Genomic DNA, 14,940 nt, shown 5'->3' with positions numbered 1-14,940 from the left:
GTCCGGCGAGGGTGATCCAGACAAAAGCTTAGTAGCGCAATGCAAGCAAATGGCTTTAGTCGTGGCGTGCCTTGGCCTGATCAGTCGCGGCGCGGGCCGCCGCCACGGCCATCCAGTCCCGCAGCAGTCCTCTGTCCTCCTTCGAAAACGACGCCCGCCGCTTGAGATCCTCCAGTGTCTCGCCAGGATGGCATCGCTCGTAATCCTCCCGAATCAAGGACTCCAGGTAACTTCGTTCTTCCTCGCTCGCTACGTGCAAATGATGATGATAGAAGGTCGGCATGGTAGACGACTTGGCGATGCCCGAAGCCGGCACAACGGCGAGAGTGACTGTTCAGTTCGGCTGTCAATTGCAGGCGATCGGGAATAGCACTGCCGAGACCACTTTGGCGCCTTCGCGGTAACCCGAGTCAGCCTCCAATGGATGTCGGGTGCACATCAAAATCCAGTTGAGAGCAGGCTCGCTCTGCTTGCTTTGCCTCCTGTTGGTCCCGCTCCCGGGTGGCGGGCGGCAAAGGAGTTGTCGAGCCTGGTACGTACTGCGGCTTTCAGGCGCTCGAAAGCGCGCTGCTCAATCTGCCGAATTCGCTCGCGCGAAACGCGGTACTCTCGCGCCAAGTCATCCAGTGTCTTTGGCTCGTCTGTGAGCATCCGCGCTTCCAGAATTGCGCGTTCACGTGCCGACAGCACCTTGAGTGCCTCCGAAAGAGCAGCCTTTCGTCGTTCGTAGTCATCAGCATCCGCCAGTAGGTTTTCGGAATCGGGCGAAGGATCGGCCAAGCGGTCCTGCCATTCCTGGGTCGTGTCTTCATCGCTGATCAAGACATTGAGAGAGGCGTCGCCACGCAGTCGCCGATTCATCTCGATCACCTCCGACGGACTTACCTTTAGCTGCTCCGAGATGTAACTCACCTGGTCCGGGCGCAGATCGCCATCCTCAAGAGCGGACAATCTGTTCTTGAGCCTTCTGAGATTGAAGAACAGTTTCTTTTGGGCAGCAGTGGTGCCCAACTTGACGAGTGACCAGGACCTCAGGATGTATTCCTGGACAGACGCCCTAATCCACCACATCGCATAGGTGGCCAGACGAAAGCCCCTCTCAGGTTCAAAGCGTTTGACGGCCTGCATCAATCCGAGATTTGCTTCCGAAACGAGATCAGCAATCGGCAGGCCGTAGCGGCGATATTTCATCGCGATCTTTGCCGCCAGCCAGAGATGACTCGTCACCAGGTGATAAGCGGCCTCGCGATCGCCATGATCTCGCCAGCGCCTGGCGTAGCTGGCCTCCTCGGACGCTTCCAAGAACGGAAACTTTCGAATCTCCGTCAGATATCGGGAAAGCCCTCCATCCGAGGAGACCGAGGGAAGTGCTGCCATGCCCACCATGATGTTCGCTCCTTTCTTCCCAGCTGCATGCGGATCATCGGGAGATGGTTGCCGTCGTCTTGGCGGCCACTTTGCTCGCGAGAGATGTCACTCTTCGGTACGACCGGCGAGCGCGCTTCTTCACGTAAGCCTTGGCGCTATCGAGGCCGGCAATGCCGAGACGTCTCTGGGCGGAGAGAACAACGGACTGTCGTTCGAGCCAATCCAGGAGCGATCGTAAGTTCGGGGGATCTCTCGAAACCAAGCGGTAAGATGTCTCATATCCAAGTCCTCCGAGAGCAAGTTGCGCTGAGTCCGGCGCTTGACGGAAACGCCGAACTCCGTCTTGTTCCGCACCACCGGCGGCCTGGTCGCTGTCCGGGTCGAAACCAGCCGCTCGAGCTTTTTCGCCTAGTTCTTTCGACAATATGACGCGGCAGGTTGAGTTGCATGGCTTCCTCCTAGGCCGCCGCCCGCCGCTCGGTCGAGCGCAGGCGCATGGGCCTTCCGCCTGGCGGATTGCGCGGACCACCGTCAAGGGCGCACAAGTCCTCGAGAATTTCGTCGACGCGGATGGGCGCCTTAAGGCCCTCCGGCGCGCGAAGGGCGGGACAGGATGCGATCGGCGAGGCATCGGACGCCCACGAGGCGAGAATGGCGCGCTTCTCGCCGAGGCTTAAGGTCGGGTCAGCGACAACGTCGCGTGGATGCCCATAGACCTTGCCGGGATGAAGAAGCGCTTCAAATTCGAATACGTTGTCATGACGAGCGGTCGTCGGCCGCATGGCTGCCTCCAATTCCAAGGACGAGTTTGAGGTAGCCGCGCGGTAATCCACGCGGCTGGATTGGCGCCGAGTGGAAAGATCGATCAGGCGGCCTTCGCCTCGATCCGCCTGACATTGCCTGTACTGACTTCGCCAATCGGGATGCGGCGCGGCTTCATCGCTTCCGGAATTTCGCGCAGAAGGTCGATGATGAGGAGGCCGTGCTCGAAGCGAACACCCTTGACCTCGACATGGTCGGCCAGCGTGAATTGGCGCCGGAAGGAACGCGCCGAAATGCCGCGATGCAGAAAGGTCTTCTCTTCCTTCTCACCCTTGCTGCCTTCGAGCGTCAGCACATTTTGCTCGACGGTGAGCGCGATCTCGTCCTGCCTGAATCCGGCCAGAGCCACCGAAATTCGGAAGCGGTTCTCGTCGAGACGCTCGATGTTGTAGGGGGGATAGCTCTCTTCGGCAGTCCGCTGGACCTCGTCGAGAACGTCAAAAAGGCGGTCGAAGCCGATGGTCGACCTCCAGAGGGGAGTCCAATCATACCTCATAGCCAAATCCTCCTGAGAGCAAGTTGGGTACGAGCCGGCACTGGACACCTGCCGGTGCCCGCCTTTCAGTCCGGGGCCCAAGTGGCGCCTCGGCCGCATCTCTGCGTGGTCAAAAGATTCTTCAAGCCTGGAAAAAGTTCAAGAGGGCGGGGAAAAATTTTTGCGTCCGCCAACCGGCGTGGTTAACCCGCCGTTGAGTGGCCGCGCGGCGTCTTGACAGAGGGCTGCCCGCACCTATTTTTTTTTCGGCGCCAGGGGCTTTTCCTCTTGCACAAGGAAAGCATGACGACCGTCAGGAGACGACGATGATCGAGGAGAACCTTGCCCGCCTGCGGGCGCACCGGAACAACATTCGCCGCTACGAGCGGCTGCTCACGACACAACTCTCGGACCTGGAGCGGGCCTTCATCGCAAAGCGGCTGGAGGAAGAACAGGCCGAAGCCGAAGCTCTCGTCAAAACGACGTTTCCCTTCAGTTCTGCCGGCGCTTGGGCAACCAGCAAACGTAGCAGCGTAGAGGGGCGTCATGTCCGGGCCTGAAGCTTTCATTATCCGGGGACACGCGAAAATCATCGATCACTATCGGCGCCTGCGCGATTCCGCTCCTTCCCGCGCCGAGCGCGAACGTTTTCAGCGGTGTATGAAGGAGGAAGAGGAAGCTCTGCGGAAGTTTGTCGAAGAGCGATCGTCTCCGGTGCGGCGCGCGGCATAGCCTGTCGCCATGCTCGTTTTCCGGATACACGCGCAGACTTTGGTGCTGGCCTGAACGTCCACGGCGGTTTGCAGAGCAAAAAGATGGATTGGTCTTGCATGAGGAGCGTGGGACCTTATCACCGCCCTTCGCTCCACGCGCCGTATCGGGAATGATGATGCCACCCGGCGATTTCTCTTCGGCCTCGATCGGGTTCTCCTCCGAGGCTCCCAGAGGCGGGAATTCCCGGATCTCCGTCAGATAGCGCTCCATGCGAGGAGACGGAGGGAAGTACTGCAATATGCCATGACACTCACCTCCTTGCTCCTAGCTGCACGCGCGTGACGTCATCGGCAGGTGTCGCCGTCGCCTTCGCGGCCAGTTTGGTCGCGAGAGGTCTCAATCTGCGGCGCAACCGGAGAACGGGCTTCTTCAGGTAAGCCTTCGCGCCACCGACGCCACGGGACTTCGGTCTCAAGCAGTCCTCTGGATCGATACGCTCGTATGAGCGACAAATCATCACATGGGTTCGATCGTTTCCGGCGCGCACACGCTCAATTTGCAACAGAATAAGGTCTTCCAAATCCTCGCGGTCGTGCATCGGGATTCCGCCTATCCCATGCGGGTCTGACGTTCAACGCAGCCAATAAACTAGGTTTTGCCAAGCGGAGCGCAAGGGGCCGCAAGATCGGTCGCGGCCGCTCTAGTCGAAATCAGGAGCTGCCAAATTCAACTTAAGACAGCGGGACGAAATACGAACGTACCCTGCGATGCCGCACCGCACGCAGGTCGCTGTTGCGTCAGACGCGCCGGCATTACTGAAGGAGGTGGCTCCCCTTCGTCATCAGCGACCAGCACTCGGTCGATTTGGTCAACCGGCGAGCTCGGGACGTTCACCGGCGCTCGGAATAATAGCGAATTGTGCAGACCACTTGAGGCGCCTGGTGACCTAAGCTCAGGTATCGGCCTAGGTCAACTCGTCCGCTCTTGCCTTAGCGGGAGAAACCGCGGCCCTTGAAGTGTCTTAGCGACGCCCTAGAATTCCATATTATCTGGAATTCAGCTGCCTTGGTGTGGGCTTAGAGCAAGAAGATGGATTGCCTCTGATGAGAACCGTAAGGCCGCTGGGTTTGAGAGATGAGCGCCGCCCACATGAGCTCCATCAGCTAGCGGTGGAGCGGTCGACGATCCGTGCAGGGCTAGGTGTGGCGTGTTCGTGAAATATCGTCGCACTCGAGCAAAGAAATGTGGGAGAAGCTTTGATGATTGACAAAAAGCGCCGCCCCACGTTTGCGGGTGCCGCAGACCTTGTCGCGCACGCTAAGGCGGCGGCCCGCCATCTCGAAGACCTGTGCGCAGCTTGCATGAATGGCGACAAGGCTGCGGCACGAGCGGCGCTGCGCCAGGCGATTAGCGAGCTCGAGGTGGCGCGAGCCATGTTACGGGCGGGACTTGAATGACGAGGAGCAACATTGTCAGGCATCTCACGGAGAGGTTGTGATGACTACGAAGGTTCATGATGCGTTGACTGAGGCCCTTGATTGCGTGAAGGCAAGCGGGCTTATCTGCAAGTATAGCCTTGTCTGGAGTGGTCGGAGCGAGGTGCCACACATCGCCGTCTGGAAAGCGACCGATGCTTCAGATGAAGCGCTGCGTCACTCTCTTGCGGAATCTCTTGCCGGCCTCGCGACCGAGTCGCAGGTGACCATTGAGAGAGACTAGTTGGGTTTGGGTGTTGCGAGTCGCGAGTTCTCCTCGGCTCTTTGCGATGCCGGGTGACCCGCCGCGAGCCTTGCCCGAAGCAAGCAATTCAAACTTGGCCGTTCAGGCCCGGCGAGTGTTGAGGAGGAGACCGCTGCTCATACGCTTACCAGTCAATCCGCTGTAATGAAGTTAAAGGAAGATACTCCGGCAGCCTTCGGTCGGCACCCGCTCTTGAAGATTACCCACGCCGCTCTAGATCGCTTACCGTCAGGTACAAATGGCTCCGCGGATCAAATTCGCGGCACCGTTTCCTAAGACGACTTCAGCAAGATCGGAGCTCGTCAGCGGCAGGAGGCGAGGGAGGTAAAGGCCGGCTGCTGCGCTCTCGGCGAGGTGTGATCATGGCAGTTCGCATAGAGATTGTCATTGAATGTGGTCAAGGGAAGGTGCCTCCGAGGGCGTATGTTGGAATGCCTGCCGGCTCTCTTGACCAGGATGGTAGGACGGTGCTCACGACCCGTGAAGCCTCGTTCGCTGCGTTGGAGGAGCAGGTGCGCGAGATAAAGGCGCAATTGGATGCCTGTCTCGCCGAAGCAAAGGTTTGCTTGTCAGCTTGAGCCGGTACGTTAGGAATTCATACGGATTTCCCAGCGCACTCAGGTAAGGAAGCGCTCTTCCGCGACCGGCTTCCTTCTCTATCGCTCTACTCCTCATTGAACGACAAGAATATCATTCAATTAGAGATACGGGTAGCGCGTTTCGCACGTAAGGCCGTTTCGGTTCGCATTATCTGGAGCCGTCAAATGAGGTCGCATCACTTCGGCGGCTGTAGTCCGGGAGATGTGATCCAGCCAGCTATTTCGGCTATCATTTCGTCTTCGCGAGCCCTTCGTAGAAGGTCTGCTTGCTCCGGCCCTGGAGGAAGCTGTTTTGCTTGGTCTCTAAGGCGTTTGGCTTCGCTGGCGAGCCGTTCTTCGAGGGTAGCGGTTTGTTTGAAACGGCGGCGAATCTTCATGAAACAACCTCGTGCTTACGGGTCCTAACCGTAGGGTTCGCACTTGCGATTCTAGATGTAGTCACGCGTCAATCTGTTTCCAAGTTACCAGACATCAAATTCGAACATCACCAACAACGCGCAGGTCTTGATGCGGGCCAAGTCATCGTTGCTTGCAGCGGAAATGGCCGAGGCGCTGCCAGCAACAGCGGCCCGGGACTAGCAGGATCCGGGTTCATGCGGTCTGAACGGATAGCCCCGCACCAGTTCGGACCGTCAACCAAACCAATCTTATGCGGGATTTTCGTGCGTCGCCTCGGTCGTCGCTGCAATCCGCTCAACCCCACGTTGGCAGCCCCTTGTTGGGAGCGCCAAAAAATTTTGCGGCCCCTCTTGAATCGGATTTTTTCCGTTCCTAGGTCGTTTTTCCGCCGGGGGCTGGTTTCCGGCTCCGGTCAAATGACATCGTTAGACTGTTAAGGAGGATGTGCATGCATTTCCGTCCGTTGCACGACCGCGTGCTCGTGCGCCGCATCGATGCCGAGGAGAAGACCGCCGGCGGCATCATCATTCCCGACACCGCAAAAGAGAAGCCGCAGGAAGGCGAGATCATCGCCGCGGGCCCGGGCGCGCGGAATGAGCAAGGCCAACTGGTCCCGCTCGATGTGAAGACGGGGGATCGGGTCTTGTTCGGCAAATGGTCGGGGACCGAGGTGAAAATCGACGGCCAGGATCTCCTGATCATGAAGGAGAGCGATCTCCTGGGGATCGTCGAACACAGCGGCAAGTTGAAGAAGGCGGCCTGACGCCGCGCGAAAAACTGACAGTCATAAAAGAAAGGAGATTTGAACATGGCTGCCAAGGACGTGAAATTTTCGACCGAGGCCCGCGAGCGCATGCTGCGGGGAGTGGACACACTGGCGAATGCGGTGAAGGTCACGCTCGGTCCCAAGGGACGCAACGTGGTGATCGAAAAGTCGTTCGGCGCGCCGCGCATCACGAAGGACGGTGTCACCGTCGCCAAGGAAATCGAGCTGGAAGACAAGTTCGAGAACATGGGCGCCCAGATGGTGCGCGAGGTGGCGTCCAAGACCAACGATCTGGCCGGCGACGGCACGACCACGGCCACCGTGTTGGCGCAGGCCATCGTCAAGGAAGGTACGAAATCGGTCGCGGCCGGCATGAATCCGATGGACCTCAAGCGCGGCATCGATCTCGCGGTGGAAGCAATTGTCAGCGACTTGAAGGCGCATGCCAAGAAAGTCACCTCCAACGACGAGATCTCTCAGATCGGGACGATCTCGGCCAACGGCGACACCGAGATCGGCCGTTTCCTCGCTGACGCCATGCAGAAGGTTGGCAACGAGGGCGTCATCACGGTCGAGGAGGCCAAAAGCCTCAACACCGAGCTCGAGGTGGTCGAAGGCATGCAGTTCGACCGCGGCTATGTCTCACCTTACTTTGTGACTAACGCGGAAAAGATGAAGGTTGAGCTCGAAGACCCCTACATCCTGATCCACGAGAAGAAACTGTCCGGGCTGCAAACCATGCTTCCGCTGCTGGAGGCTGTCGTGCAAACCGGCAAGCCGCTTTTGATCGTCGCCGAGGACGTCGAGGGCGAAGCACTGGCAACGCTTGTCGTCAATAGGCTGCGCGGCGGCCTGAAGGTCGCAGCCGTGAAGGCGCCGGGCTTCGGCGATCGCCGCAAGGCGATGCTGGAAGACATTGCCATACTCACCGGCGGCACCGCGATCGCGGAGGATCTCGGCATCAAGCTCGAGAACGTCACCGTGAACATGTTGGGTCGCGCCAAGAAAGTGGTGATCGACAAGGAGAACACCACCATTGTCAACGGCGCTGGTGCCAAAAAGGACATCGAAGCCCGCGTCGCGCAGATCAAGGCGCAGATCGAGGAAACCACCTCCGATTACGACCGCGAGAAGCTGCAGGAGCGCCTTGCAAAGCTCGCTGGCGGCGTTGCGGTGATCCGCGTGGGCGGCGCCACGGAGGTCGAGGTCAAGGAGAAGAAGGACCGCGTTGACGACGCGCTCCACGCGACGCGAGCAGCAGTTGAGGAAGGTATCCTGCCCGGCGGCGGTGTCGCCTTGCTCCGAGCGCTCAAGGCGCTCGACGGCGTCAAGACGGCGAACCCCGATCAGAAGGCCGGCGTCGACATCGTGCGCCGAGCGATCCAAGTGCCGGCGCGGCAGATTGTCCAGAACGCCGGCGAGGACGGCTCGCTGGTGGTTGGCAAGCTGCTTGAGAACGCCAGCTACAACTGGGGCTTCAATGCGGCGACCGGCGAATACCAGGATCTGGTAAAGGCCGGCGTGATCGATCCTGCCAAGGTCGTTCGCACGGCCTTGCAAGACGCAGCCTCAGTGGCTTCGCTGTTAGTCACCACGGAAGCGCTCGTGGCCGACAAGCCCAAGAAGGCGGAGCCTCATACACAGGCCGCGCCGCCGATGGACTTCTGACATGACTTGCGCCCGGCCTGCTGACGGCCGGGCGCTCCCTTCACCTCTAAGCAAGGAGATCGCTAACACATCGAGCGATGGGGATCCAAAATGAGCACCCAGATCGAAGCGTTGTTGCGCAAGAGTGGAGCTGCATTGAATTGGCTCATGCTGGCCTCAAGCTTTGCACCATCGCATGGGTGAGTTTTCGAACGATAGGAGGATGAGATGATCAGAGATCAAACCATTGGCTCCGCTCGTGCAGAGAAGCAGAAAAATCGCCTCACCAGCCGCGTCATTCAAAACCTGATGACGGCCTTTCTGGCATCGGCCCTGACGCTGCCATCGCTGGCCGCCTGGGGAATAGAGAGCCGGCCGCGACAGGTAACTGCGAAAGCGGGCGAAATGCTGCCGTTACCACCAATCCGGTATCTCGATTCGATGCCCTGGATGAACTGGAAGGCGTCGGCGCCGACGCTGAGGATCGATACGCTCATGTCCCCGAGCGTCACGCCCTGGGGTGTGCTGAAATCACCTCAGGACCGGACCTCGCCGACATTGAGTTGATTGCTGCTCTCATCAGCAGTGTGGGCGGACACGCCGTCTGCATTGGTGAGGGTGGTCGAAAGCTGTCTTGTGCTCCCTTTTGAGGCGGTCAATGGAGGGAATAGATGTTTGCTGGCTTTAGTGACCCATTTGAAGCGCTGCTGGCTCTGCAGCGCGCACTCGACGCACGCGTCGCAAGCGACTGGATGGGACGTGGAACGGCTGCGATCGGCAGTTTCCCGCCAATCAATATATTCCAGAAGGATGGCGACCTTGTTGCGGTCGTCGAACTGCCAGGTGTCGACAAAAACGATCTGGAGATCGAAGCGAAGGAAAATACCATTCGCATCCGGGGCAAAAAGACGATCGCCTATGGAGAGCAGGCAAGCGTCCATCGCCGCGAGCGTATCAGTGGCGTGTTTGACCGGACGTTATCGGTGCCGATTCGGATCGAACCCGATCGAATCAAGGCCGAATATCGCGATGGCATCCTCGCGCTGTTCATACCACGGGCAGAGGCCGACAAGCCGCGTTCCATCAAGGTGAGCTAAGGGAGGCTACCATGGCAGAGTCCCAGGAGCTACAGGTCCAGCAGAAGCGCGAAGTCGAGAAGAAAACCGAAGGCACGACGCCCGGACGGGCATTCGTGCCAGTGACGGACATTTTCGAGACTCCCGAGGCGCTGACGGTCGTGCTGGAGATGCCGGGCGTCGATCGCAATAGCATCGAGGCGAACGTCGAGGATGACGTCGTCACCATTGAAGGTCGGATTGATTTCTCGAAGTATGAGGGGATGCAGCCGGTCTACACCGAATACAACGTGGGCCACTACGCGCGCAGCTTTCAGATCTCCAACAAGGTTGACCAGAGCAAGATCAGCGCCCAAATGAAAGATGGCGTGGTCACGATTGTGCTGCCCAAAGCGGAGCAGGCCAAGCCGCGCAAGATTCAGGTGAGTTAGCGCGGCGGTCATCGTGAGGCTGCGTGGCTTCGGAATTTCGACTCGATGACCTCGGCGTTGGCGCCGAGAATGGTGCCACGCCATGGGGTTGCAGCCTGGGATAGAACGCGGTCGAGACCGGTGTTCACTGGCGAACGTTGGCCGAGCGGGTTAGATGACGCCAAAGTGCAGTCCGCGTTGCGCTGGAAAGCTTTCTTGCTCATGTTGGCCATTGAAAACCGTAACGGATCATCGTCCCCATCTAGGTGGTCGGCCCGGCCGGACGACCTAAGGGCGCGGACTCGAAACGCGCAGCCAGCCATAGCCGGATGGATGCGAGTTGGACGAAGGCACCGACAATTTCCGCTGAAACCGTGCCAATGGAGACTTCTTGCCTTTGCGTTCAGTGCTATGATTGGCGCACCTACTGCAGTGCACATCCGGGTTTTGGGGGTCCCCATTGGCGACTAAAGAACAGTCGGGGCTTCAACGCGAACCTCTCGTCAGCGAGCCGGCCCTGGAACGTGCCGAGCGCTTGGCCAATCTGCTGGCCTCCATAGTTGAGAATAGCGACGATGTGATCGTTAGCAAAAATCTGGACGGCATTATTACAAGCTGGAACAGGGCGGCTGAGCGCATCTTCGGCTATTCGGCCGCCGAGGCGATCGGCCAGCCCATTACACTTGTGATCCCGGAGGACCGACAAAGCGAAGAACGCGAGATTTTAACCCGCATCCGACGAGGTGAGCGCATCGACCATTTTGAGACCGTTCGGCGACGTAAAGATGGTAGCTCAATCGTCGTTTCGCTGACCATTTCTCCTGTCAAAGATGCCCACGGCAACATCATTGGCGCATCAAAGATTGCGAGGGATATTACCGAGCACAAGCGAGCTCAGGAGCAGATTAGCGTTCTGGCGCGCGAGGCGGAGCACCGAAGCAAGAACATCCTCGCGAACGTACAGGCAATCATCAATCTTTCTCAGTCCGACACCTGCGAGCGCCTCAAGGAAGTGATCAGCGGGCGTATCCAAGCGATGGCAAATGTTCACTCGCTGTTCGTTGAAGCGCGGTGGACAGGAGCGGAAGTCTCGGCGATCGCCAAGCAGGAGCTTGCCCCTTATCTCCAGGAGGGCCACGACAAGCGGATTGTGATGGGGGGTGTGCAAACCGTATTAGAACCCACCGCTGCGCAGGCGATTGCTGTGGTTCTGCATGAATTGGCAACCAACGCTGCCAAGTATGGAGCGCTATCGAACGCGAAAGGCCGGATTGCATTGACGTGGTTGCGCACCGAGGATGGACAGGTAATACTCCGCTGGACCGAATTGGGCGGTCCGAAAGTAAATGCGCCCGAACGCAAGGGCTTCGGTAGTCGCCTCATCGAAGGAACCATCAGGCCACTTGGCGGCAAGGTGCTCTTTGACTGGCGCGCGGAAGGGCTGGTTTGCGAAATCGCCGTTCCAACGTAAAATCCAATCGAGCTTGGCTTCGCTGCTCTCGCGACATATTGCGCTGCTCCACACAGTTTCCTGATCGCGAACGAGCGGCGGGTCATTCTGCATTGCAAAAAAAACTGAGTGACGATCCCAGCCCCTCGAGAAGAACGCCGCCGGCTGATGCGCTTGGTCAGCGAGGCCGAAACTTGGCTGGAAGGTCTCGCCGCGCAAGCTGCAACGCAAAATTAACCGAAGGAAAATCGCCGCAAAAATTTTTCGGGACGCCCTTGAAATTGATATCCCTTCTTCTAAGTCGTTTTTTGCCGCTTGCAGCGGTGCCGGGCGCCAGCTTTGGGTCCGGTGAACTGAACAGGGCGCCAGACACTGGTGTCTTGCGCTCCTTCGTATCCATCTTGCTCTCAGGAGGACTTGGCTATGAGGACTTACGATTTCGCTCCCCTGTGGCGTTCGACCATCGGCTTCGACCGCCTTTTCGATCTCCTGGATGAAACTCAGCACAGGACCGAGGACAATTACCCGCCCTATAACATCGAGCGGCTCGGCGAAGATCGCTATCAAATCTCGCTGGCGCTGGCTGGATTCGGCCCGGATGAGATCGCCGTGAGGGCCGAGCAGAACGTGCTCACCGTGGAAGGCCGCAAGGGCGATAGGGACCAGCACGAATATCTCTATCAGGGCATTTCGGCTCGACCGTTCAAGCGGCAGTTCAATCTGGCTGACTACGTCCAGGTGAAGACGGCGGCGTTCGACAATGGCCTGCTCCGGATCGAGCTCGTCCGCGAAATCCCCGAGGCCATGAAGCCCCGGCGCATCGCCATCGGCGGTGGCGCCTCACCCGGGCAAATCACGCAGAAGGCAGCCTAGCCCGCCTTTCGCCTAGTCCCATCGCGCGGACAGCAATCGTCCGCGCGTCGATCAGCTTCATGTCAAGGAGGATTTCATGGCTATTCGTGATCTTGTTCCGTGGACGAAAGGTCAGCAGCTCTCAACCCGTCGGGAGCCTTTCGATCCATTTCTCACGCTTCATCGCGAGATGAACCGCCTTTTCGACGACGTCTTTCGCGGGTTCGGGCCGCTTGGTCAGATTGGCAATCCTTTGATGGAGGGCCAATTCGCTTGGCCTCGGCTCGAACTCAGCGAAACCGACAAGTCGGTCACCGTTGCGGCCGAACTTCCGGGTCTCAGCGAAAAGGACGTTCAGGTCGAGATCGCCAACGGCGTTCTTTCGATCCGCGGCGAGAAGAAGGCCGAGCGCAGCGACGAATCCAAATTCGTCAGCGAGCGATACTACGGATCGTTTGAACGTCAGATTTCGCTGGAGGGCGTCGAGGAAGACAAGGCCCAAGCGGCCTTCAGGAACGGCGTCCTGACGGTAACGCTTCCGAAGTCTGAGCAGTCGAGCCGCAACGTCAAGCGTATCGCGATCAATACAAACTGAAGCCCGAAAGCGGCGGCATAGTCGCCGCCGCTTTCGATCTCGTCTCATATGAACCAGTCTCTCGACGAAAGGAGCTAAAGGAGACACGACATGAGCCAGGCCAATCGTACCGCCAACAATGTTGCACCCTTTTTCCACCCGGCATCTCATTACGATTCACCCGACGATGTCCTGAACGATGCCAAACTGTCGACCGACGAGAAGCGAGTAATTTTGTCGTCCTGGGCGTCGGATATGTATGTCGTCGAATCGCAGCCCGCGCTTCGCGAAGTCCCCGGAATCCAGCACGCGCTGCATCTCGACGACATCCTGGCGGCGCTGAAGCAGTTGGACGAGAACGATGATCCGCCGCCCCGCGGGGGATTGGCTATGCGGCTACCCCGTTTCACCGGGCTTGAGTGCGCGGCTTCCGACGAACCGCAGCGCATGTTCGCAAGGTTGGCGGCTAGGAGGCGGCACCGGCCGGTGCCGGCCGCGCGTGCAGCAAATCATTCGCGATGGACTCGCGAGGCAAACGTGCGGCGATATCGCAGGCTGCTGAACACAAAACTGACTGACGTTGAACGCACCTTCATAGAGCGCCGGCTCGCTGAGGAACTGCGGAGCAGGTCTTGAGGGTTAGTGGGATCAGTTCGGTGATGTCTAAGATTGATGACAGCTTCAGTGAGATCAGATCCGTGCGGAACGACATCTGGCGCTATCGCAGGTCGCTCCAAACTGAGCTCGCCGAAGCTGAACGAGAGATTGTGGAGAAACGGCTTCGTGAACGGCTGTCAACCTTTGAAGGGCTGTTAGACTCTGCATTCCCTTTGGCCTTGCAACTTGGGGGACGGATTGGTGCTGCGATGACAAGGTTTCCCATGACTGCTGCAGGTCACGCCGCCCTTGAAGATGAACTGGGGCGCCGCATCAGAATCGAGCGACCTCGTTTGGTTCAGCGAATTCAGCAGGCGATCGCCGATGATGCCAACCTGGTCGAAAACTCGGAATATCAGGCTGCGCAAGCGGAACAAAACGTCAATGAGGCTCGGATCGCCGAGCTAGAAGACAAGCTCGCGCTGGCAGAAATCGTCGATGTATCCAAGCTCTCCGGCGATACGATCAAATTTGGTGCCACCGTGACGCTGATCCACGAAGATACCGGTGAGAAACGGACTTGGCAGATCGTCGGCGAGCCGGAAGCCGATGCGACCAAAGGAAGAATTTCAGTGACTTCTCCCATGGCCAGGGCATTGATCGGTAAGACCAAGGGAACAACCGTGCTCGTCGAGGCGCCAGGCGGCACTAAGGCCTTCAAAGTCCGGCACGTGGAGTGGTTTGAGGGCAAGCCAAAGCAACGAAAGCAGGTCTGAGGCTCAAATTGGCCGCGGGCTGCCCCGGTCCCCGGAGCCGGCTAGTTTTGGGTTTTTCCGATAGCAAATGTCAGGCAATATCGGAGCGTAGATTGGGACCCGCCACCCGAGCAAACGCCGAACCGGCACGTCCATGCGGCGGCACTCTTGCGCGGCACAGCGTTGGTCAGGCACGGCATGCGTGCCACGGGGTCTATATTCGGAACATTCAGCGAGCTTTGCGCGATAACGCGCCGGCCCGGAAAAAGGATATCTGGCAATGAGACTGCGCTTGTCCGACGTAGCCCCTTCCGCCGTTCTAGCGGAGCACTACCGCGTGCAAGCCGAGCTGTGCAATCAAATGGCTCGAGCCACCGTGAGCCCCTTCAAAGAGGGTTGGCTGGAGCTCGCTGAAGAGTGGAGGAAGTTGGCGCGGGAGACGGAGGCTAAGCCGCAATGATTGCGGCCTAACCGAACACCGGTGCCAGTTAGCCCGCCAACACCGACGGGGCGCGCAGTCCGGCCATCGCAAGTGGATCAGGATGCCAATTGGCGGTGACGTCAGGTCGTTTGTGCAAAAACGAAAGTGGCGATATTGACGATCCCTTGACGCACTTCTGTAAGCACCCGGTGAGGGCCGCCTTCCGAGATCATGTTCGAACGTGAGATGCTTTGCTGATTAATTTGCCAGCAAAT

At 58.7% G+C, this 14,940-nt stretch carries 20 protein-coding genes; 14 read left to right on the top strand and 6 right to left on the bottom strand.

The window, feature by feature from the left end; genetic code table 11:
- Positions 1–55: 55 nt before the first annotated feature.
- The 4 genes from JQ632_RS32615 to JQ632_RS32600 form a co-directional block, all read right to left on the bottom strand.
- Positions 56–283, bottom strand: a complete 228-nt coding sequence (locus JQ632_RS32615; RefSeq protein ID WP_212406755.1) for a hypothetical protein — start codon at positions 281–283, stop codon at positions 56–58.
- A 155-nt stretch (positions 284–438) separates the two neighbouring features.
- Positions 439–1,386 (bottom strand): RNA polymerase sigma factor RpoH, encoded by a 948-nt coding sequence (rpoH, locus tag JQ632_RS32610; RefSeq protein WP_212406754.1) that lies wholly within the window; start codon positions 1,384–1,386, stop codon positions 439–441.
- A 440-nt stretch (positions 1,387–1,826) separates the two neighbouring features.
- The gene (locus tag JQ632_RS32605; protein WP_212406753.1) at positions 1,827–2,150 is read right to left on the bottom strand and encodes a hypothetical protein; all 324 of its coding nucleotides are present in this window, start codon (positions 2,148–2,150) and stop codon (positions 1,827–1,829) included.
- 83 nt (positions 2,151–2,233) lie between these two features.
- Positions 2,234–2,686: an Hsp20 family protein gene (locus JQ632_RS32600; protein ID WP_212406779.1), complete on the bottom strand. Its 453-nt coding sequence runs from the start codon at positions 2,684–2,686 to the stop codon at positions 2,234–2,236.
- A gap of 305 nt (positions 2,687–2,991) precedes the next feature.
- Here JQ632_RS32600 and JQ632_RS32595 point away from each other — a divergent pair, with 305 nt between their 5' ends.
- Together JQ632_RS32595 and JQ632_RS32590 are read left to right on the top strand one after the other, a co-directional pair.
- Positions 2,992–3,225 carry a hypothetical protein gene (locus JQ632_RS32595; protein ID WP_212406752.1) on the top strand — a complete coding sequence of 78 codons (234 nt, stop codon included), beginning with the start codon at positions 2,992–2,994 and terminating at the stop codon, positions 3,223–3,225.
- Positions 3,212–3,397: a hypothetical protein gene (locus tag JQ632_RS32590; RefSeq protein WP_212406751.1), complete on the top strand. Its 186-nt coding sequence runs from the start codon at positions 3,212–3,214 to the stop codon at positions 3,395–3,397. Before JQ632_RS32595 ends, JQ632_RS32590 begins: the two co-directional genes overlap by 14 nt.
- A 292-nt stretch (positions 3,398–3,689) precedes the next feature.
- Here JQ632_RS32590 and JQ632_RS32585 read toward each other — a convergent pair whose 3' ends face one another.
- The gene (locus JQ632_RS32585) at positions 3,690–3,977 is read right to left on the bottom strand and encodes a hypothetical protein (protein WP_212406750.1); all 288 of its coding nucleotides are present in this window, start codon (positions 3,975–3,977) and stop codon (positions 3,690–3,692) included.
- Between the two features lie 661 nt (positions 3,978–4,638).
- Here JQ632_RS32585 and JQ632_RS32580 point away from each other — a divergent pair.
- The 8 genes from JQ632_RS32580 to JQ632_RS32545 all read left to right on the top strand — a co-directional run bounded on the left by JQ632_RS32580 (position 4,639) and on the right by JQ632_RS32545 (position 11,487).
- Positions 4,639–4,836 carry a hypothetical protein gene (locus tag JQ632_RS32580; protein WP_249152705.1) on the top strand — a complete coding sequence of 66 codons (198 nt, stop codon included), beginning with the start codon at positions 4,639–4,641 and terminating at the stop codon, positions 4,834–4,836.
- Between the two features lie 40 nt (positions 4,837–4,876).
- Positions 4,877–5,098: a hypothetical protein gene (locus JQ632_RS32575; RefSeq protein WP_212406749.1), complete on the top strand. Its 222-nt coding sequence runs from the start codon at positions 4,877–4,879 to the stop codon at positions 5,096–5,098.
- Positions 5,099–6,565: 1,467 nt separating this feature from the next.
- Positions 6,566–6,880, top strand: a complete 315-nt coding sequence (groES, locus tag JQ632_RS32570) for a co-chaperone GroES (RefSeq protein WP_172648799.1) — start codon at positions 6,566–6,568, stop codon at positions 6,878–6,880.
- A gap of 45 nt (positions 6,881–6,925) precedes the next feature.
- Positions 6,926–8,551, top strand: a complete 1,626-nt coding sequence (gene groL, locus JQ632_RS32565) for a chaperonin GroEL (protein WP_212406748.1) — start codon at positions 6,926–6,928, stop codon at positions 8,549–8,551.
- A 207-nt stretch (positions 8,552–8,758) separates the two neighbouring features.
- Positions 8,759–9,097 carry a hypothetical protein gene (locus JQ632_RS32560; protein WP_212406747.1) on the top strand — a complete coding sequence of 113 codons (339 nt, stop codon included), beginning with the start codon at positions 8,759–8,761 and terminating at the stop codon, positions 9,095–9,097.
- A 104-nt stretch (positions 9,098–9,201) separates the two neighbouring features.
- Positions 9,202–9,627: an Hsp20/alpha crystallin family protein gene (locus JQ632_RS32555; protein ID WP_212406746.1), complete on the top strand. Its 426-nt coding sequence runs from the start codon at positions 9,202–9,204 to the stop codon at positions 9,625–9,627.
- An 11-nt stretch (positions 9,628–9,638) separates the two neighbouring features.
- The gene (locus tag JQ632_RS32550) at positions 9,639–10,037 is read left to right on the top strand and encodes an Hsp20/alpha crystallin family protein (RefSeq protein WP_212406745.1); all 399 of its coding nucleotides are present in this window, start codon (positions 9,639–9,641) and stop codon (positions 10,035–10,037) included.
- 439 nt (positions 10,038–10,476) lie between these two features.
- Positions 10,477–11,487: a PAS domain S-box protein gene (locus JQ632_RS32545; RefSeq protein WP_212406744.1), complete on the top strand. Its 1,011-nt coding sequence runs from the start codon at positions 10,477–10,479 to the stop codon at positions 11,485–11,487.
- A gap of 157 nt (positions 11,488–11,644) precedes the next feature.
- Here the strand turns inward: JQ632_RS32545 and JQ632_RS32540 are convergent, their stop codons facing one another.
- On the bottom strand, positions 11,645–11,866 hold the full coding sequence (locus JQ632_RS32540; protein ID WP_212406743.1) for a hypothetical protein: 222 nt from the start codon (positions 11,864–11,866) through the stop codon (positions 11,645–11,647).
- A gap of 23 nt (positions 11,867–11,889) precedes the next feature.
- On the opposite strand from JQ632_RS32540, the gene JQ632_RS32535 reads away from it, so the two are divergent.
- The 4 genes from JQ632_RS32535 to greA all read left to right on the top strand — a co-directional run bounded on the left by JQ632_RS32535 (position 11,890) and on the right by greA (position 14,265).
- Positions 11,890–12,339: an Hsp20 family protein gene (locus JQ632_RS32535; RefSeq protein ID WP_212406742.1), complete on the top strand. Its 450-nt coding sequence runs from the start codon at positions 11,890–11,892 to the stop codon at positions 12,337–12,339.
- A 76-nt stretch (positions 12,340–12,415) separates the two neighbouring features.
- Positions 12,416–12,913, top strand: a complete 498-nt coding sequence (locus tag JQ632_RS32530; RefSeq protein ID WP_212406741.1) for an Hsp20/alpha crystallin family protein — start codon at positions 12,416–12,418, stop codon at positions 12,911–12,913.
- Positions 12,914–13,003: 90 nt separating this feature from the next.
- A complete protein-coding gene (locus tag JQ632_RS32525) occupies positions 13,004–13,528 on the top strand; it encodes a hypothetical protein (protein WP_212406740.1) in 525 nt (174 codons plus the stop codon).
- A 230-nt stretch (positions 13,529–13,758) separates the two neighbouring features.
- Positions 13,759–14,265 (top strand): transcription elongation factor GreA, encoded by a 507-nt coding sequence (gene greA / locus JQ632_RS32520; RefSeq protein WP_212406777.1) that lies wholly within the window; start codon positions 13,759–13,761, stop codon positions 14,263–14,265.
- The last annotated feature ends 675 nt before the right edge of the window (positions 14,266–14,940 follow it).

The sequence above is a fragment of the Bradyrhizobium liaoningense genome, from assembly GCF_018130955.1.
GTDB classification, from domain to species: domain Bacteria; phylum Pseudomonadota; class Alphaproteobacteria; order Rhizobiales; family Xanthobacteraceae; genus Bradyrhizobium; species Bradyrhizobium liaoningense_C.
The sequence above is the reverse complement of the archived record's forward strand: the minus strand, read 5'-3'. Positions and strand labels throughout refer to the sequence as shown.